This is a genomic window from Actinoplanes awajinensis subsp. mycoplanecinus, from assembly GCF_001509495.1.
Lineage (GTDB): Bacteria > Actinomycetota > Actinomycetes > Mycobacteriales > Micromonosporaceae > Actinoplanes > Actinoplanes palleronii.
The window spans coordinates 1-22,132 of record NZ_LLZH01000085.1; the positions used below are offsets into that span (position 1 = coordinate 1).

Here is a 22,132-nt window from a genome sequence, read left to right on the forward strand (position 1 = left end):
GGCGGGGGGTTCGGGGGTGGGGGCTTTGTTGAGGAGGGCGACGTTTAGTTCTTGGGTTTGTTCTGGGGTGGGCTTCTCGGCGGGGGGGGTGGGGGTGGCCTCGGCCTCGGGGAGCTGAGCGGTTGAGGGCTTCGCGGTGACCGGCTCGGGGAGCTTGGGTGGAACGGTGTCCGCGGCGGGGGCGGGTGCGGCCTGAACAGGCGCGGTCTGGGCCGCGGTTCCGATCACCGAGGCGATGCCCAGGGCGGCCGACTTCTGGGCGCGGCGGGCCGGGTGGGGGAGGCCGGAGAGCGGGGGCTTCGCGGCTGTCGGTCGGAGCGCGGTGATCCGGTAGCGGTAGAGGACACCGTCGTCGCGGACCACGAAGTCGTCGGCGCCGTCCGGGCGGGTCCAGGTGAGGATCATCTGGCCGTATTTCTCGGCGAGCTTGACCAGCGCCGGGAACGTGGCGACCGTGACGACCGGCTCGTCCTGCTTGTTGTTGATCGGTTCGACCGGGACGAGCAGGTGACCGTAGCGGCGCTGGATCTGCGCCCGGGTCTGCAGCGGAACGCCGCGCAGCGCGGCCATCCCGACCCCGATCGCGGCCGCGATCGCGACCAGCAGCAGCCAGACCGCGTATTTGCGGGCCACCGCGGCGGTCAGCAGATCCCGGCCCAGCACGCTGATCTGCCGGGGGTAGATCCCGCCGCCCGAGGTCGACCCAGACTGGTTGACGACCAGGCTGTCAGCGCCACCGGCCAGGGCGAGCTGCATCGGGTTGAGCGCGAGGGAGAGCTGCGGATCGAACGAGGACCCGTCGCCGTGCTCGACATGCGCGGTCACCGCGATGGTGATCTGGCCGAGGTCGGTACCGATCGCCTTGCCCGCGGCCTGGACCCGCTCGTTGATGCCGTCGAGGTCGAGCAGGACCGTGCCGGTGTAGCGCTCGGCAGTGAACTTCCGGTCCTGCGACAACTGCATCGTCGAGTGCCACCCGGCGGGAGAGGAGAGGCGGGCGGTGACGGTGATGCTGCCGGGTTCGCCCTGGTACTGCAGTCGCAGGTCGACGAAGTCGGCAAGCTTGCGATAGATCGGATCGGGGGAGTAGGCGACGGTGCCGTCATAGGCCGCCGACGAGTCGACCTTGGCCGAGTAGGAGAACGTCATCGACTCCCCGGCCAGCGCACTGCTGGGGGCGGATTGGGTGGCCGGCTTCATCCACCCGAGCACGCCGAGCACGAGACCCGCGGCCGCGCAAAGAGCGGTCACCACGGCGAGAAGCCGGAGGATCGGGTTCAGGCGGCTGACAGCCTTGATCACGGCCGCGCCTGCAGCCCAGGATCCGCCTTTCCCAGACATGCCCTTGACTCTCTTTTTGCGGCGGCCACGGGGGATTTCTCGGCGCGTCTTGGCCGCCGCAGCTCCGCCGCTGACGAACATGAAGCCGAGCATCCCAAGTCCGGTCGGGCTGAGGAGAGGCTGTATCCAGGTGCCTATTTTAGGGACGTGGACAACGGCTCGTCCGATTACATCGGCGCCTTTCGGGGTATCGACATCCACGGATTCATTGTTGTCGCCCTTGAAAATAAATCCGTTCTTGGCATCACCGTCGATGATCCGATGCAGGACCTCCACTCGGCCGTCAGCACCATGGTAGGCGGCGATCTGCCCGACTTCGTAGGAATCGGACTTGGCGATGATTACGAAATCGCCAGCGAAGTAAACCGGGTTCATGCTTACGCCATGAGTGACCACGTAAGAGACCTGATGGGTGCCGATGCCCCACAAGCCGATGGCCGCCATCCCAAGGATGGCGGCCGCGGCTAGACGTTTGACCTGCACAGGTAGGCAATCCCAGGGGGAGTGCGAGCATGGCTCGCCTGCGATCCGACGCGGGAAACGGTATCCCGCGCGGACGCCCTCAGGTCAGGAAACCTCGATGCTGAAGGCACCCAAGGTCGAGTACCAGCCGTTGACGTTCGCAACGCCGGCAACCGATGCCGAGCATGTGGAACGGTATGTCGGTGCGGCTCCGACGACGGTGCAGGTGAAGCCGTCCGGGTCGTTTGTGTTGCTTGAGCCGGGGGTGCCGGTGATGCCGCTGATCGCCACGGCCTTTCCGAGCGCATCGGCGTTGAAGTCCAGCGTGAACGCGGTGACCTTGGTCGTAGCGCCGGTGATGTCAGAGTTGGTGAAGGCCATCGCCGTCAGGTTGGCTCCGACGACGGTGTGCGAGACGGTGCCGCCGAGGAAGGTCTTCTGGTTGGTGATGCCGTTCGTCAGACCTGCGCCGGTGAAGGCGGTGCTGCCGGCCGCGACGACACCGGCAACGGCCACGCCACCAAGAAGCTGAAGCATGCTGCGCATATAGATCGTGTCCCTTTGTTCGTTCGGTGGTAGCCCGGCCGACCTCGTGGGTCCCGTGGCTTTGCGTCCCCGGTTCGCACCGGGTTTGCCCTTCTCGCCGAGCGGACTTCGTCATCCCCTGGCAGCAAGTGTTTCGGTCATTCCCTCGCTGCGATTGAGCGTTAGTCGGGACTTTCTTGTTCAGACTTTTCGATTTGCAGTGCCTTAGTGCGTTCCGGGTGCTAATGGTTGCGCGCCGGTTGCGGATGACCCGGCAGCGGGACCGAAGCGGGGCCGAACGCGACGCGGCGGCCGTCACCAGACGGCCGCCGCGAACGTACAAAATCGGGTTCAGAGTTTGTAGAAGGTCACGTAGTGGTCCGGGGTGAAGTAGGCGACCTTGGTGCTGCGGTTGACCACGATCCGGTAGGCGTCACGCGAGGCGCCCCGGGCGCGGGAGTAGACGTCGTATTCGTTGTAGGTCGCCGTCGGCAGGTAGCCCTCGCGGTTCTGGAACGTGCCGCCGGTGTAGTTGTAGTTGCCGTACGGCCACGAGTACCAGCCCGAGCTGGTCGGCCAGCCGAGCGAGGACCAGCCGGTGACCGCGGTACGCGCGGCCGAACAGCGGCTGATCGTGCACGTCGAGTAGACGGCGGCCTGCGCGGCCGAGGTGTGCGTGGGCGCGACCACGGCGGGTGCGACCAGCGCGGTGCCGGCCAGCCCGAAGACCATGGCGAGGCTGAGCAGCAGCTTGCGACCGCGCGGCAGGGAGCGGGGGAGCGTGCGGGGATGAGTCACGTCGAACTCCGATGCGATGAGAGGGGATGGGCCTCGGACATCGACCATCGTCTAGGTCTGTGCCGCGCCGCGGTAGCTCTCAATCGAGTCATTCCATCGGAGTTAACGAATGTTTTACTGCCCTCCGAGCCCGCTTACCCAATCGACATAATCTGTTTCCTGGCGAGGCTTGCGCCCGGGGCCGGAGCCGTGCGGGCCGCTGATCGAGGTGGGTTCCACGACCGGCCCGTGAGATGCCGGCCCGTGAGACGCCGAACCGTGGGACGCCGGCCCGTGAGACGCCGAACCGCGTGGCGCCGGGACCCGGGGCTGCTCGGCCGTGACCGAGCCGGACCGGCCGCTCGGCGGGCCCGCGGTGAAACCGTTGAACGAGTCGGAGCCCGGCGCGGGCGGGGGCGGCGGCGGGGTGGCCTTCCCCCGGGAGCGCCAGCCACGGCCACCGGAGGCCGGGGTCGGCTGCTGGCCGGAGAAGCGCGGCGGGTTCTCCGGGGCCGGCGCCTGCGGCGGCGCCTGGTTCGGGGTGGGCGCCGGGTGGGACGGGTACGGCGTGGGAGCCGGCTGAGCCGGGTACGGCGCGGCGACCGGTGCGGGCGGGAACGGCGCGCCGGAGCGGAACGGGCTGCCGGTGCCGCCGGAGAACGGGTTGTTCGGCGTGCCCGCCGCGGTCGCGATCACCCCGGTGTCGGCCGGGTGCACCGCCGCCGCGGCTGAGGCCTGGGCGATGGCCGACTGCGCGGGCGCGTCCCGGTGCGGGAGAGCGGGCGGCGGATCCTCTTCCTCCCGTACCGAAGGGGGTTGAGAAACCGGAGCGGCCGCGGGCGCGGAAGAAGCAGTGGTGGCCGGAGTGCCGCGGACGATCGCGACGAGCACCGAACCGAGCACCCCGGCGCCGCACGCGGTCATCGCCGACCAGTACGGGTCGGCTCGGAAGCCGGTCGCGGCGCCTTCCGGCCCGGCGATCAGGTACGCCACGGTCAGCAGCGCCGGGCCGGCCAGCCCGGCCAGGCCCACGGCCAGCGTCGGCAGCTGGTTCCCGCGGGCCGCCCAGCCGACCGCCAGCCCGGCCAGCAGGGCGAGCGTCGGCATGGTGAGGAACGCGGTGTGCCCGGCCACGGCCGCCGGGATCAGGCTGCCGCTCAGCACGCCGAGCCGGATCGCGATCGGGGTGTGGCCGGGCAGCAGCGACGGGACGACCGAGACCAGCGCGACGATCCACATCAGCGAGCTCAGTGCGGCCACGTTCCAGCGCGCGGCGGGCTTCGCGGCGGCGGCCCAGCCGGCGAAGATGCCGGCCGCCGCGCCGAGCCCGGCGGCCAGCCCGATCACGAAGACCGGCTGCACCCCGGCGACCTGAGCGGCCCGAGCCGGCTGCATGGTCAGCGGGAGGACGGCGAGCGAGCCGAGGCCGGCCGCGATGCCCACGCCGAGCGCGCCGCCACCGCCGACCGGGCGGGGCAGCCACCGTGGTCGCAAACCGGTGGCGATCGTCGCGCCGATGGCCGCGGCGGTCATCGTGATCCAGGCGACCCAGGCGAGCTGCGCGGTCCATTGGTCACGCGCAGTGACATCCAGGATGCGGTCGAGTCGCACGACGCCGAGTCCGTAGGCGATGCCGAGTTGGCCGGCTCCGATCACCGCGGCCGCGAGGGCGGTGGCGGCCAGCAGCTTCACCCAGCTCCGAAATGCCATGCCGCGCACGTTACGTAATCCGGTGGCCGGTACGCCAGTGGGAGACCGGCTTCTTAAGGCAGCCTAAAGTCTGGATCTTCATCAATCGAAATACATCGATCAATTAAGGTAACCCTCGGTAACTCTGAGGCGACGTACGGAATGGTTGCCAGACCAACCCTCCAGAGTGGACACTGTCTGCCACGGACAACGTGTCCGTCGTGTCGTGCCAATCCTTGCGAACGTGAGAACCCTGCTCAGAAGCCGCGGGTACGTGAAACGCGGGACGGGACTCTCACATAGTGGTTGGAATCGTGAAAGTGTGCGGCAGCTCTGGCCGCGTGGGTGGCCACGAATGAGGTATTTGCGCACGTCAACGCCACGACGGCGGCTGTGGGCGGAGTTCGCGCGCGGTTACCACCCGGACAGCCCGGCGGTTTCCGGGAGGATCCAGGCTTCCCAAACCGCACAGGGTTCTGATGAAATCGCCGCCGTGCCGATAACGGCACGGACCTTGCTGCGCGCGCCGGACGGGGCCGGACCGCAGCCCTCGGACGGCTTCGCGCCGGCGTCACCGAAGACAATATTCCGGGGTGCCCAGTGAGGCTGGACGATCGCGAAGGAGATGTCGTGAGCGCGGGATCCTCGGGCCTGGCTGTGCGACGTGCTTCTTTCCCGCGGTTGCGGGACGCAAGCGTCCGCGCCAAGCTCGCCGGACTTTTGATCATTCCGCTGGTGGCCGTGCTGGTGCTCGCCTCGGTGCGGCTGGCCGACGTACGCGGACGTGCCACCGACGCGGCCCGAGTGGCCGATTTGACCCAGCTGGGCACCGACCTCTCCGGCCTGACCCTGCTGCTGCACCGCGAGCGGATGGCCGCCGCCGTGTTCCTGACCTCGTCGAAGGCGTCGGCCGAACCGCTCAAGTCGGCGAGCGCGGCGGTGGACGGGCAGGTCCGGCTGTTCCGCGAGCACCGCGGCGAGATCACCGATGTGCCGGTCCGGGTGCGCGACCGGCTCCAGCTGATCCAGGACGAGCTCGGCGAGCTGGCCGCGATCCGGACCTCGGTGTCCGCGCGGGACGACATGACGGTCGCCTCGGCGATCCAGCAGTACGGCAAGATCCTTGACGGACTGTCCGATTACGACGACGCGGTGAGCCAGGTTGCCGACCCGGGGCCGGTGGCTGACGGGCTGCGCGCTCTCGCCGCCTTCAGCCGGATCGAGTCGGCCGCCGGTGACCAGGAGGCCGCCGCGTACGTGGTTCGCGCCACCGGCTCGCTCACCGCCGCCTGGCAGCAGGAGCTGATCGGCACGCAGACCTCCCGGCAGGACGCGCTCGACGACTTCCGGCAGATCGCCACCGTCGACCAGGTCGGTCTGATCGAGGCGACCCTGGCGAACGCCGCGGTGGCCCGGGCGGACGGCCTGGTCACCCGGCTCACCGGGCCCTCGCCGGTGACGACCACCGACCTGATCAAGACGTACGCCGAGGTCCTGTCGCTCTTCCGGAGCGCCGAGACCCAGCTCGAGACCGAGGTCGTCCAGGTCGCCGAGGACGAGAGCAAAGCCAGCACCCAGCGCGCCACCCTCGAGTTCGTGGTGGTGCTGCTGGTCCTGCTCGGCGCGATCGGGCTGGCCTTCTACATCGGACGCAACCTGCACCTGTCGCTGCGCCGGCTGCGCGAGGGCGCGCTCCTGGTGGCCCACCGGGACCTGCCCGAGGCGGTCAGCCAGCTGCAGGACGTGGAGAGCCTGGGCGAGGGCGGTGTCGACCGGATCATCGCGCAGACCCGGGACCCGATCCGGCTCGCCGAGCGCGACGAGTTCGGCCAGGTGGCCGAGGCGTTCAACATGGTGCACCGGGAGGCCATCCGGGTCGCGGCCGAGCAGGCCGCGCTGCGGACCAGCGTCTCCGCGATGTTCCTCAGCCTGGCCCGGCGCAGTCAGGCGCTGGTCGACCGGATGATCGGCGAGCTGGACCAGATCGAGCGCACCGAGGAGGACCCGAAGCGGCTGGCCAAGCTCTTCGACCTGGACCACCTCGCCACCCGGATGCGCCGCAACGACGAGAACCTGCTGGTGCTGGCGGGCGCGGACGTGGGCGCGCCGCGCCGCGAGGACGCGCTGCTGATCGACGCGCTGCGGGCTGCCCAGTCCGAGGTGGAGATGTACCACCGGATCGAGTTCGGTGCGATCGACACCGACGTCTCGGTCACCGCCGCCGCGGTCAACGACGTGGTCCGGCTGATCGCCGAACTGCTGGACAACGCGACCCGGTTCTCCCCGCCGACGACCGTGGTGATGGCGCACGGGCGACGGTCCGGCGACCACGCCGTGGTCCAGGTCGAGGACCACGGTCTCGGAGTCTCGTCCGAGCAGCTGGAGCTGATCAACCGGCGACTGGCCGAGCCGACCGAGGTCGACGTCAGTGCGTTCCGGCTGATGGGTTTCGCGGTCATCGCCCGGCTCGCGGCCCGGCACGGCATCGAGGTGCGCCTGCTGCCCAGCCGCGAGGGCGGGACGATCGCCGAGATCACCCTGCCGCCCGACATCGTGGCGCTGCCCGGCGCGCCGGCCGCGCCCGGCCGGGCGGCCAGCTGGACCCGGCCCGGTCCGGCACCGCAGACCACTGCCGGTCCGGACCGTCCGGCCGAGGTACGTCCGCCGATCCGGTCCGCGCCGGCGCCGTCGCAGGCCATGCCGCGGTGGGCGCAGATGGTGGTCGGGCCGCAGGACGACCTGGATCTGAAGCCGACACCGGACCGGCCGCCGCTGCCCACCCGGGTGCCGAAGCCGACCACGCCCGAGCTGCCGTCGGCGCCGCTGTTCGTGCCCGCTTCCTCGGCCGCGCCGGTTTCCGCGGCGCCGGTTTCCGCGGCGCCGGTTTCGGCGCAGCCGCTGACCGCCCGGCCGATCTCCGCACAGCCTCTGGTCGCCCGGCCGATCTCCGCGCAGCCGGTTTCGGCCCGGCCGTTCTCGGCGCCACCGGTCTCCGCGCCGGGTTCTGCGCCGGGTTCTGCGCCGGTTTCCGCACAGCCGGCCTACCGGAGGGACGCGCCGGTTTCCGCGCAGCCGGCCTTCCCGAGGGACGCGCCGCTGACCGCGCCGAGGACCGCGCCGCTGGCCGCACCGAGGACCGCGCCGCAGGTGGGCATGCCCACGGCGGGCGGCCCGGTCAACGGCCACGCGATGGCGGCGCCGTCGGCACCGATCGAGGCGCCGATCCAGGTCGAGATGCAGCACGGCTGGTTCGAGCCGGAAGTCGAAGCCCCGACTCTGCGTGGCATGCCGACCGCCGGTTACGCTCCGGCCCCGGTCTCCGCGGCGCCGGGCAGCGCACCGCCGCAGCGGCCGGCCGCCGCTCCGACCACCGAGGGACACGCCGTGCCCCGACCCCGTACCGCCCCCGAGGACCGGTGGCGCACCGCCGCGGACGAGGGCTGGCACCGCGCCATGGCGGCCGCCGCACCGGTGGACGCCGGCATCACCCGTACCGGCCTGCCGAAACGCATCCCGCAGGCGCAACTCATTCCGGGCGGGGTGCAGGAGGCGCCCCGGGCACAGAACCGTCGCAGCCCCGACGACGTGCGTGGACTGCTCTCCGCGTATACCCGTGGGGTGCAGCGAGGACGGACGGACGGCGTCGCCGATTCCGCCGCCGTGGCACCACAGGCTCCTAAGGAGAACGAACAGTGACCAGGTCTCCCACCATGCAGGACATGGGCTGGCTGCTCAACAACTTCGCTGACAGCATCGCGGGTATCGCGCACGTCGTCGCGGTCTCCGCGGACGGTCTGTTGCTGGCGTGCTCGCGCGATCTGCCGAGTGACCGGGCCGATCAGCTGGCCGCGATCACGTCCGGTGTGGTCAGTCTGACCGACGGTGCGTCCCGGATGTTCACCGCCGGAAAGGTCATGCAGACCATCATCGAAATGGATAGCGGCTATCTTTTCCTGATGTCCATCAGCGACGGGTCATCGATGGCCGTGCTGGCGGCGCGCAGTTGCGACGTCGGTCAGGTCGGTTACGAGATGGCTCTGCTGGTGGAGCGCGTCGGTGCAGCGTTGTCACCGGCGACGCGCGAAGCCGTCAGCCACTAGGCGCCGGGGCCGCTGGGCCCCGGTGGAGATGAGGTGACCGCGACATGACAGAGCCGCACGATCCCCGGGGCAACCTGGTGCGGCCGTACGCGGTGACCCGCGGCCGGACCGAGCCGATCCGGGACATCCCGATCGAAGCGGTCCTGGTCGCCAGCCCGCCGGCCGTACAGGAAGCGCGTTTCGCCGGGCATGACAAGTACCGCATCGCCGTGTTGTGTGAGCCGAAAGCCCAATCGCTCGCCGAACTCGCGGCGCTGACCCGCCTGCCTCTCGGGGTGGCCCGGGTCCTCGTCGCCGACATGGTCGCCGACGGTTTGCTCACGCTGCACAGTGCCGCTCCTCGTAAGGGCTACACACAGCGAATGGATCTGCTGGGAAGGGTTTTGAGTGGACTTCGCAAGCTCTGAGCGGGCGGGTACGCCTTCTTCGGAGATCACCTCCGCGAAAATCGTCGTCGCCGGTGGCTTCGGCGTCGGGAAGACGACCCTGGTCGGCGCGGTCTCCGAGATCGAGCCGCTGACGACCGAGGCCGTGATGACCGCGGCCGGCGCCGGGATCGACGACGCCTCCAAGGTGCCCGAGAAGGGCACCACCACGGTGGCGATGGACTTCGGCCGGATCACCATGGCCGACGACCTGATCCTCTACCTGTTCGGCACGCCCGGACAGACCCGCTTCTGGTTCATGTGGGACGAGTTGATCCGGGGCGCGGTCGGCGCCGCGGTCCTGGTCGACACGCGCCGGCTGACCGACGCGTTCGCGCCGCTCGACTACTTCGAGAACCGGCACCTGCCCTACCTCGTGGCGGTGAACTGCTTCGACGAGTCGCCGCGCTACGAGGCGGAGGAGGTGCGGGAGGCGCTCGCCATCCCGGCCCGGGTTCCGCTGATCATGTGCGACGCCCGGCACCGTGAGTCGGTCAAGGCCGTCCTCATCGGCGTCGTCGAGCACGCCATGGCCACCCTGGTGACCGAACATGAACAGGGGGCCGTCGTCGGCTGACTGACCGTTTCAGGCCAGCCGGGGAAACCCAAAATCAAGATCTTTTTGTCGTGCGTCCGCTGGGGTGCGGATCGTCGCTCCCGCCGGGACCCCTGCGGTCTTCGCTGGCCGCTACGCGTCCAGAACGCGAAGACCTCCGGGGCGACGTCCGCGGGTGGTCACGGTCCCAACCCCACGTCCCGTGGTCCACGAGCCGCCGCGGCCCGCGCTCGTTCGCCCGGGCCCGGCTGCTCAGGCGCGGCCCGGCTCCAGCCCGGCCCGGCTGCTCAGGCGCGGCCCGGCTTGAGCTCGGCCCGGCTTCAGCGCGGCCCGGCTGTTCGAGCGCGGCCCGGCTTCAGCTCGGCCCGGCTGCTCAAGCGCGGCCCGGCTTCAGTTCGGCGTGAGGCGGATCACCGGGTACTGGCGGGCGGACTTGCCCTGATATTTCGCGATACGGGGCTGCGCGGCGGTGATGCGCTGCCAGGCCTGCTCGCGGTCGGCGCCGTCGAGCCGGTGCGGCGTCACCGGCACGACACCCCGGCCGGGCAGTTCGATCGACGCCCGGTCCGGGTGGGCCACCAGGTTGGCGTGCCAGTCAGGGTGCTGCCCGCCCCCACCCGAGGCGACGACCAGCCACCCGTCCCCGCCGTCCGGGAACCAGGCCAGCGGCGTCTCCCGCGGCTGCCCGCTCCGGCGCCCGACGGTGTTCAGCACCAGCACGTCCATCCCCATCATCGAGCCCTTCCCGCCGCGAATCCGGCGACTGGCCCGGCCGTTCATGGTCCGCTGCACCCACCGCGAGAACGCCCCCGGCCCACGCCCACCCACCTGCTGCTCCGAACCCACAACTGCCTCCCCCTCGCTGGTAGCGGTCACCCGCGAAATCCACGCTAGGCCCGCCCCTTCTCACCCCGCTTCTCGTTTCCTGACCGATCCACAGCCCCGTCCCACCCGCAGCCCGGAGCGTCCGCCCGCGACCCCCACCGCAACTCCCCACGCAACGCAGGTTGAGCTGTTGCGTGGGGACTTTGGGTGCGGAGCGCGCCGCAACTCCCCACACAAAGCGGGTTGAGGTGTTGTGTGGGGACTTTGGGTGCGGAGGGCGCCGTAACTCCCCACGCAAGGTGGGTTGAGGTGCTGTGTGGGGACTTTGGGTGCGGAGCGCGCCGTAACTCCCCACGCAAGGTGGGTTGAGGTGCTGTGTGGGGACTTTGGGTGCGGAGCGCGCCGTAACTTCACACGCAACGTGGGTTGAGGTGCTGCGTGGGGAGTTTGGGTGCGGAGCGCGCCGTAACTTCACACGCAGGGTGGGGTGAGGTGTTGCGTGGGGACTTTTGGTGCGGAGGGTGCTGTTACTTCACGCGCGGGGTGGGGCTTGGGGTGGGTGGCCTTGGGGAGCGCGGGTGTCGCCCTGGAAGGGTTTGTGGTTTGGACGCGTAGCGGCCAGCAAAGCCTGGAAGGGTCCCGGCGGGAGCGGCGGTCTGTACCCCGGCGGACGCACGACATCTTGAATTTGATCTTGATTTTGGCGCGGAGCGTTTCGCGGCTTCAGATGGGGATGCGGTAGCCGCGTTTGACGACGGTCTGGACGATGCCGGGGACCGCGAGGCCGGCGCGGAGGCGGGCGACGGCCATCTCGACCGCGTGCTCGTCGGCGTTGCGCGGGAGGGCCTGCAGCAGTGCGGCGCGGGAGAGGACCCGGCCCGGTGACGTGGCCAGCGCGCGGAGGACCGCCATCGGGCCGGGCGCGAGTGGTCGCAGGTCGCCGTCGACCACCGCGGCGTGTCCGCGCAGAGTGATGGCGTGGCCGTTGACCTGCAGGGACACCGCGCGTTTGGGGAGTTCCTCGACCAGGGTGCGGACCAGGGCGGTGAGGCGGGCGCGGTTCGGCGTGGAGACCGGTACGTCGTGACGGCGCAGCGGCGACGCGGTGACCGGCCCCACACAAGCGGCCAGTACGTCGGAGCGCAGCGCGTCCAGCACCGGGTCGACAGCCGGCCCGGCAGCGCGGAGCAGAGCCTGGACCGCGGCGGCGGAGGTGAACGTCACGGCGTCGACCAGGCGGCCGGCGATCAGGTCGACCAGCCGGTGCAGCGGGGCCGGGTCGGTCGGTGGCGCCCAGCGGTAGACCGGCACCTCGATCACCCGGGCGCCGGCGCCCTCCAGCGCGTCGGTGTATTCCGGCTGGCTCTCGCCGTGCAGCTGCATGGCGACGGTGAGGCCGGCGATGCCGCGGGCGGTCAGGTGCTCGACGACCTCCTCATAGCCCTCGCCGTCCGGGGTCCACTGGTCCTGCAGCCCGGCGGCGCGGACCGCGGCGCGTGCCTTCGGGCCGCGGGCCACCAGGTAGGAGCGGCTGAGCACGGCGCGCAACGGTTCGGCGAGGCCCCAGCCCTCGGCGGCCTCCAGCCAGCCGCGCATCCCGATGCCGGTGTTGACCAGCACGATGTCGGGCGGGGTGTCGAGGCAGGCGCGGGTGGCGGCGCGCAGCTCGGCGTCGTCGGCGATCGGGACGATCCGCAGCGCGGGCGCCAGCACGATCCGGGCGCCGCGGCTCTCCAGCAGACCGGCCAGCTCGTCGCGGCGGCGGTCGGAGGTGACGCCGATGGTGTACCCGGAGAGGGCAGCGGTCGGTTCGGCCAGCGCGGCCGCGGTCAGCACCGGCCGGCGGGCCCCCGGGGTCCGGTCCGTCATCCGGCAGCGATCCCGTGGCGGCCGGAAAACAGAAGGCCGGCACCGATCCCGTGGCGGCCGGCGACGCCGTTCAAGAAAAGCGGATTGGGGTCGAGAAGTCGCGACGTGGCCGGGCGGTCCACCGAAGGGCACGCTCGAAGACCGTCGTCCTCAGCGTTGACCCGCTCCCATGTCACGCTTACGGTCCTCGCCATGCCTCCGTCCGGGGCACGCCGCGACTTCTCCCCACCACTCCGGCGAACCGGTGTGGTGAACACCGTCAGGTCCGTCCTCAACCCTGACGATGGTCTCTCCATGGTGCGCCTCGAGACGCCGCGTCGGCCAATGCCGGGCCGCGTCGTCCGTGGTTCCGCACCGATGGCCATGCCGGGAAGCCTGCCGGTGGGGAATTTCGGCTAAGCGTCCCATTTGTTTCGAGCCTGCTAAGAGGCATCCAGCGGGACTTGTCGAACCCCCGCCGGGCTGACCCGCCGGGCCGAGTATGCTGGATACCGTTTGAGGTCCCGCCTCGGGCTATTCACCCGCGGGCAGCCTGTTTTGACCACGCGCCGCGCGGCCGGGTATTGTTGCCTGCTGTTATGCGATAGCTGCGGGCGCGCCCTCTGGGGTGTGCTTGACAGTCGCGTCGACGCCGATGCTCGACACGACCAGCGCGCGCCCCCAGACCGACGACGAGACAAGGTAATTCTGTGCGTACGTACAGCCCGAAGCCGGGTGAGATCGAGCGTCAGTGGCACATTATCGACGCTTCTGACGTCGTTCTGGGCCGCCTGGCTACCCACACTGCGACCCTTCTGCGGGGGAAGCACAAGCCGACGTTCGCCCCGCACGTCGACACCGGCGACTTCGTGGTGATCATCAACGCTGGCAAGGTCGCGCTGACCGGCAACAAGCGGCAGACCAAGGTCGCTTACCGGCACTCCGGTTACCCGGGCGGTCTGAAGCAGATCGGCTACGAGGAGCTGCTGTCCAAGCGCCCCGAGAAGGCGGTCGAGCTGGCCGTCAAGGGCATGCTGCCGCACAACAAGCTCGCCGCGCAGATCCTCAAGAAGCTGAAGATCTACCCGGGTGCTGAGCACCCGCACGCCGCGCAGCAGCCGCAGCCGTTCGAAATCAAGCAGATCGCGCAGTGAGCGCGGGAGAAGGCAGCAGCATGACCGACAACATCGTTGAGCCCGAGGCCGTCGAGGCCGTCGAGACTGTCGAAGAGACCGTCGAGACTGTCGAAGAGCCCGCCGAGACGGTCGTCGTCGAGGCCGCTCCGGCTCCGGTTCGCGCCCCGCGTCCCGGCGACCGGCCGATCCAGACGGTGGGCCGGCGCAAGCAGGCCATCGTCCGGGTCCGTCTCGTCCCCGGCACCGGCAAGATCACCTGCAACGGCCGGGAGCTCGAGAACTACTTCCCGAGCAAGGTCCACCAGCAGCTGATCCGCGAGCCGCTGGGCACCGTTGAGCGCGCCGAGCAGTTCGACGTCTACGCGAACCTGCACGGCGGTGGCATCACCGGCCAGGCCGGCGCGCTGCGTCTCGGCATCGCCCGGGCCCTGATCACCAACGAGCCCGACGACCGTCCGGCCCTGAAGAAGGCCGGCTTCCTGACCCGTGACGCCCGGGTCAAGGAGAGCAAGAAGTACGGTCTCAAGAAGGCCCGTAAGGCTCCGCAGTACTCGAAGCGCTGATTTCCCTACGACGGCCGAGTCCGCCCCCGATTATCGGGGTGCGTGCTCGGCCGTCGTTGGTTTGTGGCACCTCCCTCCCCCCAACTAGCTGTTTCGGTACTCCTGCCCTTGCCGCATGGTGATGCACGCTGGGGGGCACGTGTCACCGGCGAAAGGAAGCCGCCATGGGGCGACTCTTCGGCACCGACGGCGTTCGCGGTCTCGCGAACGGCGATCTGCTCACCCCGGAACTCGCCCTGAAGGTCGCTGTCGCGGCGGCTCGGGTCCTGGTCGAGAGCGACAGCAGTCATCAGCCGCTCGCCATCGTGGGCCGTGATCCACGGGCCAGCGGGGAGATGCTGGAGGCTGCCGTCGTCGCCGGCCTGACCAGTGCGGGAGCCAACGTGGTCCGGGTCGGCGTGCTGCCGACGCCCGCGGTCGCGTACCTGGTGGGGCAGACCGGCGCCGACCTGGGTGTGATGCTCTCGGCGTCGCACAACCCCATGCCGGACAACGGCATCAAGCTCTTCGCCTCCGGTGGCCAGAAGCTGCCGGACGAGCTCGAGGAGCGCATCGAGAAGGCGGTCGAGGACGGGCACGGCCTGGTCGGCCGGCCCATCGGCGCGGCGATCGGGCGGGTGCACGACCTGCTGGACGGCGCCGAGCACTACATCAAGCACCTGATCGAATCGCTTCCGCACCGCCTGGAAGGCGTCAAGGTCGTGGTGGACTGCGCGAACGGCGCGGCCAGCGAGGTCGGCCCGGTGGCGTACCGGGAGGCCGGTGCCGAGGTGATCGCGATCCACGCCGAGCCGGACGGCCTGAACATCAACGAGGAGTGCGGCTCGACACACCTCGACAAGGTCCGCGACGCGGTGCTGGAGCACGGCGCCGACCTGGGCCTGGCCCACGACGGCGACGCCGACCGCTGCCTGGCCGTCACCGCGGCCGGTGACATCGTGGACGGCGACCAGATCATGGCGATCCTGGCGCTGGCCATGCGCGACGCCGGCACGCTGACCGAGAACACCCTGGTCGCGACCGTGATGAGCAACCTGGGTCTGCGGATCGCGATGAAGCAGTCCGGGATCACGCTGCTCGAGACCAAGGTCGGCGACCGGTACGTGCTCGAGGAGCTGCAGAGCGGCGGGCTGGCCCTGGGCGGCGAGCAGAGCGGGCACATCGTGATGCCGGCGTTCGCCACCACCGGCGACGGCGTGCTGACCGGCCTGCACCTGATGGCGCAGCTGGCCGCGAGCGGCAAGTCCCTGGCCGACCTGGCCGCCGTGGTGCACCCGCTGCCGCAGGTGCTGATCAACGTCAAGGTGGGCGACCGGGAAGCCGGCGCCGCGGCGCCGACCGTGCAGGCCGCGGTGGCGCTGGCCGAGAACGAGCTGGGCGAGACCGGCCGGGTGCTGCTGCGCCCCTCCGGCACCGAGCTGCTCGTGCGGGTGATGGTCGAGGCCGCCACCGAGGAGAAGGCGCGCACCGTCGCCGAGCGGATCGCCGACGAGGTCCGGGCCGCCAGCCCGATCTGATCTTCAGCTTAAGAGGGCCCCGGTGTCCCGGGGCCCTTTTTGCTGTTTACGCCAGCTTGCGAAGCCGGTCGACGGCGTCGTCGATCACCTCGGCGCGTTTGCAGAATGCGAACCGGATCAGGTGCCGCCCGGCGTCCTGGTGGTCGTAGAAGACCTGGGTCGGCACCGCCACCACCCCGGCCCGGCCGGGCAGCTCCCGGCAGAACTCGACACCGTCGGTCCCGCCCAGCGGCCGGATGTCGGCGGTCACGAAATACGTCCCCTCGGACGGCAGCACGCCGAACCCGGCCGCGGTGAGCCCGGCCACCAGCCGGTCCCGGTTCGCCCGCAGCGTGGCCGTGAAGCCGGTGAAATACGCGTCCGGCAGGCGCAGGGCGACCGCCACGGCGGGTTGCAGGGGCGCCGCGTTCACGAACGTCAGGAACTGTTTGACCCGCAGCACCGCGGAGACCAGCCGGGCCGGTCCGGTGGCCCAGCCGACCTTCCAGCCGGTGCAGGAGAAGGTCTTGCCGGCCGACGAGATGCGCAGGGTGCGCTCGCGCATCCCGGGCAGCCCGGCCAGCGGGGTGTGCGGTGCGTCGAAGACCAGGTGCTCGTAGACCTCGTCGGTCACCGCGTACGTGTCGTGCCGCTGGCAGAGGTCGGCGATCAGGGCCAGCTCGGCCGGGGTGAACACCTTGCCGGTCGGGTTGTGCGGCGTGTTGAGCAGCACCAGCCGGGTCCGCGGGCCGAACGCCGCGCGCAGCTCCGCCTCGTCGAACGCGTACCGCCCGTCCGGGCCGGGCCGCAGCGTGACCGGGCGGCGGACCGCTCCGGCCAGGGTGATCGAGGCCGCGTACGAGTCGTAGTACGGCTCGAAGCAGACCACCTCGTCACCCGGCTCGCAGAGCGCCAGGATCGCCGCCGCGACCGCCTCGGTGGCGCCCGCGGTGACCACGACCTCGGTGTCCGGGTCCCGGGCGAGACCCCAGAACCGCTGCTCGTGCTCGACGATCGCGTGCCGCAGCGCCGGGATGCCGGCCAGCGGCGGGTATTGGTTGGCGCCACCGGCCAGGGCCTGCGCGGCGGCCGCCAGCATCTCCGGTGGGCCGTCGGTGTCCGGGAAGCCCTGTCCGAGATTGACCGCCCCGGTGCGCACCGCGAGGGCGGACATCTCGGCGAAGATCGTGGTCCCGAACGGGCGCATCCGTTCGACGAGGGGGTCGGTGGTCACCTGGGCTCCCGGTTCTCCAACGGCTCAGTTCAGTTCAGGGTCAGCTTGTTGCAGGTGGCGGTCGCGATCCGGCCGGACGCGGTGTGCTCGGACACCGTCTCGCCGTCGATGGTGGCCCGGCAGCTGATGCTGCCGTCGTGGATCGAGCGGCGGATCGCCCACACCGAGACCACCGACGGACCCTCCATGGTGAGCGTCAGCTTCCACGGCAGTTCCGCGTCGCTGATCGTCTGGGGCAGGCCGTTGAGCTTCTCGGTGTAGAAGACGGTGGCCGGGCCGTCGCCGGTCACCTCGTACTTCACGGTGATCTTCTGCCCGTCGGGCAGGCCCGGCAGGTTGGGCAGGCCGGTCGGCAGCTCGGTCGGCGCGGTGGTGGGCAGCACTGTCGGCAGGGCGGTGGGGATCTTGTCGGTGGCCTCCGCCACCTTGTCCCGGCCGCGCTGGTAGAGCTGCACGCCGGCGGTCGCCAACCCACCGCAGAGCAGCAGGCTGATCGCCAGGACCAGGGCGATGAGCGGGGTGTTGCTGCGCCGGTGCGGTGGCGGCGGCCCGTAGCCGGCGGGCGGTGGCCCATAACCGTCAGGCGGCGGCCCGTAGCCGGCGGGTGGCGGCGGCCCATAACCATCTGGCGCCGGCGGGCCGTAGCCGGAAGGCGGCGTGTGTCCGTAACCGACCGGTGGGAAGGCCGATGTCGGCGGATATTCCGGCTCCGGACCGCGGTACGGCAGCGGAGCGTGCCCCGGCTGGAACTCCGGCGGCCGAGACGGCTCGCGCTGATCGCTCATTTTCCCCTCCTGGTAGCCGAAACCGACGGTACGCGAGATGCGCATCCGAAAGGCATTCACCCGATGGGGGTCTGCCCTGCTGGTCTATGCTTCCGATCACGTACCATGCTCGTAAGTGTGCTTCTCGAGCATGACGTTTGCGTGAAAGTCGGCTACGCTGCCCCGCATGTGTGGGATCGTGGGTTACGTAGGCAATCGTCCGGCCCTGAGCATCGTCCTCGATGGCCTCCGGCGGCTGGAGTACCGCGGATACGACTCCGCGGGTATCGCCGTCATCGACAAAAACGAGGTCCGGACCGAGAAGCGGGCCGGCAAGCTGGCCAATCTGGAGAAGGCGCTCGCCGAGCGGGCCGACGACGGCATCGCCGCGGGCCGGACGGCCATCGGGCACACCCGCTGGGCCACGCACGGCGGGCCGACCGACCGTAACGCCCACCCGCACCTGTCCGCCGACGGCCGGGTCGCCGTGATCCACAACGGCATCATCGAGAACTTCTCCCGGCTGCGCGCCGAGCTCGAGGCCGGTGGCGTCGAGTTCCGCAGCGACACCGACACCGAGTGCGCGGCGCACCTGCTCGCCGCGGAGATGCGCGCGCTGCGCGAGGCCGGCGGGGAGCCCGGCCCGGCCCTGCTCGCCGAGGGCATGCGGCGGGTCGTGCGCCGGCTGGAGGGCGCGTTCACGCTGCTCGCGATCGACGTCGAGGTGCCCGGCGCGGTGGTCGCCGCCCGGCGCAACTCGCCGCTCGTGGTGGGCCGCGGCAACGGGGAGAACTTCCTGGCCAGTGACGTCTCGGCGTTCATCGAGCACACCCGGGAAGCGGTCGAGCTGGGCCAGGACCAGGTCGTCCTGATCACCCCGGACCAGATCGAGATCACCGACTTCGACGGCGCCCCGGCGACCGGCAAGGAGTTCCACGTCGACTGGGACCTGTCCGCCGCCGAGAAGGGTGGCTACGAGTACTTCATGCTCAAGGAGATCGCCGAGCAGCCGCAGGCCATCGCGGACACCCTGCTGGGCCGGCTGAGCGAGCGCGGCGAGATCATCCTGGACGAGGTGCGGCTCACCGACCAGGACCTGCGGGACGTGGACAAGGTCTTCATCGTGGCCTGCGGCACCTCGTTCCACGCCGGCATGGTCGCCAAGTACGCCATCGAGCACTGGGTGCGGATCCCCTGCGAGGTCGAGCTGGCCAGCGAGTTCCGCTACCGCGACCCGATCCTGGACCGCTCCACCCTGGTGATCGTGATCAGCCAGTCCGGCGAGACCATGGACACCCTGATGGCGCTGCGGCACGCCAAGGAGCAGAAGGCCCGGGTGCTGGCCATCTGCAACTCCAACGGCTCCACCATCCCGCGCGAGTCGGACGCCGTGCTCTACACCCACGGCGGCCCGGAGATCGCGGTCGCCTCGACCAAGGCGTTCCTCACCCAGCTGGTCGCGTGTTACCTGATCGGCCTGCACCTGGCCCAGATCCGCGGCGTGATGTACGCCGACGAGGTCGCCGCCGTGGTCGAGAAGCTCCAGGCCACCCCGGACAGCCTGCGCACCCTGCTGGGCCGGATGGAGGACGTCCGGGCACTGGGCCGCGACCTGCGGACCGCGTCGACGGTGCTGTTCATCGGCCGGCACGTCGGCTTCCCGGTGGCCCTGGAGGGCGCGCTCAAGCTCAAGGAGCTCGCCTACATGCACGCCGAGGGCTTCGCCGCCGGTGAGCTCAAGCACGGCCCGATCTCGCTGATCGACGAGGGCACCCCGGTGGTCTGCGTGGTGCCGTCCCCGGCCGGCCGCGGTGTGATCCGCGACAAGGTGGTCTCCAACATCCAGGAGGTCCGCGCCCGTGGCGCCCGGACCATCGTGATCGCCGAGGAGGGCGACGAGGACGTCCGGGCGTTCGCCGACCACCTGATCACGGTGCCGCCGACCCCGACGCTGCTCGCCCCGCTGATGACCACCGTGCCGCTGCAGATCCTGGCCTGCGAGATCGCCGCCGCTCGCGGCAACGACGTGGACCAGCCCCGCAACCTGGCCAAGTCGGTCACCGTCGAATGATCCGCGGACGGGTCGCCGGTCCGGCGGCCCGTCACGGCGTCCCGCCCAGGGTGATCGTGGCGAGGGCGTCCAGGGCCGGCCGGCCCGGTTCCCAGTACCCCAGGTGGCCGGCGTCCCACTGACTGCCGAAGACCCGCGCGCCGAAGCCGGGATCGTTCGGGTTGTGCCCGAACCACAGGTCGTCGGCCGGCCCGGCGAGCGCCGCACCGGGCAGGCCGATCGCCAGATTCCGGACCATCGTGCCGGGGGAGACCGCGAGCCACTGGATCGGGTCGGACGCCGAGGTCGAGGCGAAGACCTGACCGGCCGGTAGCCGCAGCTGCTCGGCCGCGTCGACACCGACACCGGGCGAGCCGACGAACACCACCCGATCGGCGTCCAGCCCGGCGGCCGCGGCCTTGCCCACCACCAGCGACCCGTAGCTGTGCCCGAGCACGGTCTGCCGCGCCTCCGGGCCGTCATGGGTGGCGCGCAGACCCTCCTGGAACCGCTGCAGCCCGCTCGCGCCGGCGGTGGCCTGCCGCGCCGACCAGGCCTCGTCCAGGAAGTCCGGCGCGTCGTAGTCCAGCCACAGCACCGAGCTGGTCGCGGCGTCCGGCCCCAGCTCGCCGGCGCGGGCCGCGACCCGCTCGGCCCGGGTCAGCTCACCGCCTAGCGAGGCCAGGTCCGCGGTCATCCCGGGCACGTGGGTCAGCACGTTGGCGGCGCGGTCCGGGTCACCGAGGGCGATCACCGCACGGCCGTCGCCGGAGACGTCCAACCCCATGAGGTACGCCCTGGGCACCCGGTCGTCCTCCAGCCGGGCGGCCAGCCGGTCCAGCCCGCGCAGCGTGTCCCGGTCACCGCCGGTGCGGGTCAGGTAGGCGCGGCGCTCGGCGAGCAGCAACCGGTTCGCCAGGTCCCGGTCGGCCACCGGGATCCCGTTCAGCCCGGCGACCGCGGCCGGCTCGTCGCCCAGCATCCACAGCCGCTCGGCCGGCGACAGGCCGGCCCACCACTGGCGGACCTGCGCCGGGCTCGCCGTGCAGCCCGGCCGGTCGGTGGCGGCCGGTGCGGTCGCGGTGACCGCGAGCTCGGCCAGGCGGGTCGCGGCGCCGTGATCCGCGGTGTCGGCGAGGCGAAGGGCGGCGGCCAGCTCGGGCGCGGCCGGCCCTGGCTCGACCGTGCCGGCTTCGGTGATCACTTGGTGGGTGGCCAGCGCGGTGGCGCGGGCCCGATCGAGCAGCGCCCGGGCCCGCACCAGCGCCGCCGCGAACTCGCTCAGCACCTGATCGGCCCGCCAGCAGAGCAACCGGAACAGCGCCAGCCGCCGCCGCAGCACACCGAGCCGGGCGACCGCGGCGTCGGCGGCCGCTCCGGACCAGGCCGCGCGCAGCCGGTCGGCGAGGGGACCGAACTCGTCGCCGAGGACTCCGGCCAGCGCGGCCCAGCGCCGCCAGGCGAGCGCCGCGGCCGACCAGCGGGCCGGGTCGGTGGCCCGCAGCCGGGCGTAGGTGACCCGGGGCGGCACCGGGAGGGCGGCGACGGTCATCGGGTGGACCGGAGGCGGGCGGCCGCTCGGGCGTCGGCTTCGGCGTACGCGGAAAGGGTTTCCTCCACCAGCTGCCCGGCGGCGGACAGGTCGGCGCTGAGCTCTCGAAGCCGGGTTTCGGCCGCGTCGGCGGCCGTGGTCGCGGCGTCGGTCGTCACCCAGCGCGGCCCGGCGATCGGCCCCGGCGCCACGGCCGCCGCCTCCCGCACCCGGGCCGCCGTGCCGGCGATGGACGCGGCCGCCTGACGCAGCTGGTCGGCGTCGACGTCGAGGTCGGGATTCATGACGGTTACCTCCGGTGCGGCGGGGACGGGATGCGCCGAAGGTAGGCGGTTCCGGCCGGGCGCCGGGACGCCCTGTGGACAACGCTCCGCACCTTGTCCACAGGCGCTCGGTGACCGTTAGGGTGTCCGTTGTGATCGTGTCTGTCGGCATCGACGTCGTCCTGGTGAGCCGCTTCGCCCGGGCGCTGGACCGCACTCCGCTGCTCGCGAACCGGCTGTTCACCGAGGACGAGCGGCTGACCGGGTCGGGCAGTCCCCGCTCGGCGGAGTCCCTGGCCGCGCGGTTCGCCGCGAAGGAGGCGGTGGCCAAGGCGCTCGGCGCGCCGGCCGGGCTGCGCTGGCACGACTGCGAGATCGTCACCGACCCGGACGGGCGGCCCTGGTTGACCGTCTCCGGTACGGTCGCCGCCGCCGCGTCGCAGCGCGGGATCAATCGATGGCATCTGTCCTTGTCGCACGACGGCGGGATCGCGTCGGCGATGGTGGTCGCCGAGGCCTAGGAAGG

Annotated in this window: 20 protein-coding genes and 1 riboswitch; of the genes, 10 read left to right on the top strand and 10 right to left on the bottom strand. The window is 71.1% G+C overall.

Annotated features, from left to right (window positions below; genetic code table 11):
- Positions 1–1,302 (bottom strand): DUF5305 family protein (locus tag ADL15_RS11895; protein WP_232344040.1); only part of this gene is annotated, 1,302 nt, incomplete at its 3' end.
- A 186-nt stretch (positions 1,303–1,488) separates the two neighbouring features.
- Between ADL15_RS11895 and ADL15_RS55285 the strand changes: the two genes are divergently transcribed.
- Entirely contained in the window at positions 1,489–1,809 is a 321-nt protein-coding gene (locus ADL15_RS55285) for a hypothetical protein (protein ID WP_067688418.1), read from the top strand.
- 99 nt (positions 1,810–1,908) lie between these two features.
- On the opposite strand, the gene ADL15_RS11905 is transcribed toward ADL15_RS55285, so the two are convergent.
- The 3 genes from ADL15_RS11905 to ADL15_RS11915 all read right to left on the bottom strand — a co-directional run bounded on the left by ADL15_RS11905 (position 1,909) and on the right by ADL15_RS11915 (position 4,815).
- Positions 1,909–2,349, bottom strand: a complete 441-nt coding sequence (locus tag ADL15_RS11905; RefSeq protein WP_157441329.1) for a hypothetical protein — start codon at positions 2,347–2,349, stop codon at positions 1,909–1,911.
- Between the two features lie 25 nt (positions 2,350–2,374).
- Positions 2,375–2,449, bottom strand: a riboswitch (cyclic di-GMP riboswitch).
- A gap of 230 nt (positions 2,450–2,679) precedes the next feature.
- The gene (locus ADL15_RS11910; RefSeq protein WP_067689055.1) at positions 2,680–3,060 is read right to left on the bottom strand and encodes a ribonuclease domain-containing protein; all 381 of its coding nucleotides are present in this window, start codon (positions 3,058–3,060) and stop codon (positions 2,680–2,682) included.
- A 180-nt stretch (positions 3,061–3,240) separates the two neighbouring features.
- On the bottom strand, positions 3,241–4,815 hold the full coding sequence (locus ADL15_RS11915; RefSeq protein WP_157441330.1) for a hypothetical protein: 1,575 nt from the start codon (positions 4,813–4,815) through the stop codon (positions 3,241–3,243).
- A 660-nt stretch (positions 4,816–5,475) separates the two neighbouring features.
- On the opposite strand from ADL15_RS11915, the gene ADL15_RS11920 reads away from it, so the two are divergent.
- Genes ADL15_RS11920 through ADL15_RS11935 form a run of 4 tightly spaced genes read left to right on the top strand, consistent with a single transcriptional unit; the run spans position 5,476 to position 9,896 of the window.
- On the top strand, positions 5,476–8,490 hold the full coding sequence (locus ADL15_RS11920; protein WP_232344041.1) for a sensor histidine kinase: 3,015 nt from the start codon (positions 5,476–5,478) through the stop codon (positions 8,488–8,490).
- The gene (locus tag ADL15_RS11925) at positions 8,487–8,894 is read left to right on the top strand and encodes a roadblock/LC7 domain-containing protein (RefSeq protein WP_083971164.1); all 408 of its coding nucleotides are present in this window, start codon (positions 8,487–8,489) and stop codon (positions 8,892–8,894) included. The genes ADL15_RS11920 and ADL15_RS11925 overlap by 4 nt, the downstream gene beginning before the upstream one ends.
- 44 nt (positions 8,895–8,938) lie before the next feature.
- Complete coding sequence (locus ADL15_RS11930; protein ID WP_067688431.1) at positions 8,939–9,301, top strand: DUF742 domain-containing protein; 363 nt, start codon at positions 8,939–8,941, stop codon at positions 9,299–9,301.
- Positions 9,282–9,896: a GTP-binding protein gene (locus ADL15_RS11935; RefSeq protein ID WP_067688433.1), complete on the top strand. Its 615-nt coding sequence runs from the start codon at positions 9,282–9,284 to the stop codon at positions 9,894–9,896. Before ADL15_RS11930 ends, ADL15_RS11935 begins: the two co-directional genes overlap by 20 nt.
- Positions 9,897–10,265: 369 nt before the next feature.
- On the opposite strand, the gene ADL15_RS11940 is transcribed toward ADL15_RS11935, so the two are convergent.
- Positions 10,266–10,721 carry a nitroreductase family deazaflavin-dependent oxidoreductase gene (locus tag ADL15_RS11940; RefSeq protein ID WP_067688436.1) on the bottom strand — a complete coding sequence of 152 codons (456 nt, stop codon included), beginning with the start codon at positions 10,719–10,721 and terminating at the stop codon, positions 10,266–10,268.
- A 702-nt stretch (positions 10,722–11,423) separates the two neighbouring features.
- Positions 11,424–12,569, bottom strand: a complete 1,146-nt coding sequence (locus ADL15_RS11945) for a uroporphyrinogen-III synthase (protein ID WP_083971167.1) — start codon at positions 12,567–12,569, stop codon at positions 11,424–11,426.
- Between the two features lie 689 nt (positions 12,570–13,258).
- Here ADL15_RS11945 and rplM point away from each other — a divergent pair.
- From rplM to glmM, 3 genes are all read left to right on the top strand, one after another.
- Positions 13,259–13,702: a 50S ribosomal protein L13 gene (gene rplM / locus ADL15_RS11950; protein ID WP_067688439.1), complete on the top strand. Its 444-nt coding sequence runs from the start codon at positions 13,259–13,261 to the stop codon at positions 13,700–13,702.
- Positions 13,703–13,722: 20 nt separating this feature from the next.
- Entirely contained in the window at positions 13,723–14,247 is a 525-nt protein-coding gene (gene rpsI / locus ADL15_RS11955) for a 30S ribosomal protein S9 (RefSeq protein ID WP_067688442.1), read from the top strand.
- Between the two features lie 164 nt (positions 14,248–14,411).
- Positions 14,412–15,764 (top strand): phosphoglucosamine mutase, encoded by a 1,353-nt coding sequence (gene glmM / locus ADL15_RS11960; protein ID WP_067688445.1) that lies wholly within the window; start codon positions 14,412–14,414, stop codon positions 15,762–15,764.
- 46 nt (positions 15,765–15,810) lie between these two features.
- Here the strand turns inward: glmM and ADL15_RS11965 are convergent, their stop codons facing one another.
- Entirely contained in the window at positions 15,811–16,977 is a 1,167-nt protein-coding gene (locus tag ADL15_RS11965) for a pyridoxal phosphate-dependent aminotransferase (RefSeq protein WP_083971168.1), read from the bottom strand.
- A 29-nt stretch (positions 16,978–17,006) separates the two neighbouring features.
- On the bottom strand, positions 17,007–17,762 hold the full coding sequence (locus ADL15_RS11970; RefSeq protein ID WP_157441331.1) for an MmpS family transport accessory protein: 756 nt from the start codon (positions 17,760–17,762) through the stop codon (positions 17,007–17,009).
- Positions 17,763–17,928: 166 nt separating this feature from the next.
- On the opposite strand from ADL15_RS11970, the gene glmS reads away from it, so the two are divergent.
- Positions 17,929–19,812, top strand: a complete 1,884-nt coding sequence (glmS, locus tag ADL15_RS11975) for a glutamine--fructose-6-phosphate transaminase (isomerizing) (protein ID WP_067688451.1) — start codon at positions 17,929–17,931, stop codon at positions 19,810–19,812.
- A 31-nt stretch (positions 19,813–19,843) separates the two neighbouring features.
- Here the strand turns inward: glmS and ADL15_RS11980 are convergent, their stop codons facing one another.
- Together ADL15_RS11980 and ADL15_RS11985 are read right to left on the bottom strand one after the other, a co-directional pair.
- Positions 19,844–21,343 carry an alpha/beta hydrolase gene (locus ADL15_RS11980; RefSeq protein WP_067688454.1) on the bottom strand — a complete coding sequence of 500 codons (1,500 nt, stop codon included), beginning with the start codon at positions 21,341–21,343 and terminating at the stop codon, positions 19,844–19,846.
- Positions 21,340–21,627, bottom strand: a complete 288-nt coding sequence (locus tag ADL15_RS11985; RefSeq protein ID WP_067688456.1) for a hypothetical protein — start codon at positions 21,625–21,627, stop codon at positions 21,340–21,342. The genes ADL15_RS11980 and ADL15_RS11985 overlap by 4 nt, the downstream gene beginning before the upstream one ends.
- A gap of 131 nt (positions 21,628–21,758) precedes the next feature.
- Between ADL15_RS11985 and ADL15_RS11990 the strand changes: the two genes are divergently transcribed.
- Positions 21,759–22,127, top strand: coding sequence for a holo-ACP synthase (locus tag ADL15_RS11990; RefSeq protein ID WP_067688458.1), 369 nt, complete (start codon positions 21,759–21,761; stop codon positions 22,125–22,127).
- Positions 22,128–22,132 lie beyond the last annotated feature (5 nt).

Coding starts and splice junctions, on each gene's coding strand:
- ADL15_RS11910 (WP_067689055.1), bottom strand. CDS start 3,060: ATGGTCTTCGGGCTGGCCGGCACCGCGCTGGTCGCACCCGCCGTGGTC.
- ADL15_RS11905 (WP_157441329.1), bottom strand. CDS start 2,349: ATGCGCAGCATGCTTCAGCTTCTTGGTGGCGTGGCCGTTGCCGGTGTC.
- ADL15_RS11945 (WP_083971167.1), bottom strand. CDS start 12,569: ATGACGGACCGGACCCCGGGGGCCCGCCGGCCGGTGCTGACCGCGGCC.
- glmS (WP_067688451.1), top strand. CDS start 17,929: ATGTGTGGGATCGTGGGTTACGTAGGCAATCGTCCGGCCCTGAGCATC.
- glmM (WP_067688445.1), top strand. CDS start 14,412: ATGGGGCGACTCTTCGGCACCGACGGCGTTCGCGGTCTCGCGAACGGC.
- ADL15_RS11980 (WP_067688454.1), bottom strand. CDS start 21,343: ATGACCGTCGCCGCCCTCCCGGTGCCGCCCCGGGTCACCTACGCCCGG.
- ADL15_RS11970 (WP_157441331.1), bottom strand. CDS start 17,762: ATGAGCGATCAGCGCGAGCCGTCTCGGCCGCCGGAGTTCCAGCCGGGG.
- ADL15_RS11985 (WP_067688456.1), bottom strand. CDS start 21,627: ATGAATCCCGACCTCGACGTCGACGCCGACCAGCTGCGTCAGGCGGCC.
- ADL15_RS11915 (WP_157441330.1), bottom strand. CDS start 4,815: ATGGCATTTCGGAGCTGGGTGAAGCTGCTGGCCGCCACCGCCCTCGCG.
- rpsI (WP_067688442.1), top strand. CDS start 13,723: ATGACCGACAACATCGTTGAGCCCGAGGCCGTCGAGGCCGTCGAGACT.
- ADL15_RS11930 (WP_067688431.1), top strand. CDS start 8,939: ATGACAGAGCCGCACGATCCCCGGGGCAACCTGGTGCGGCCGTACGCG.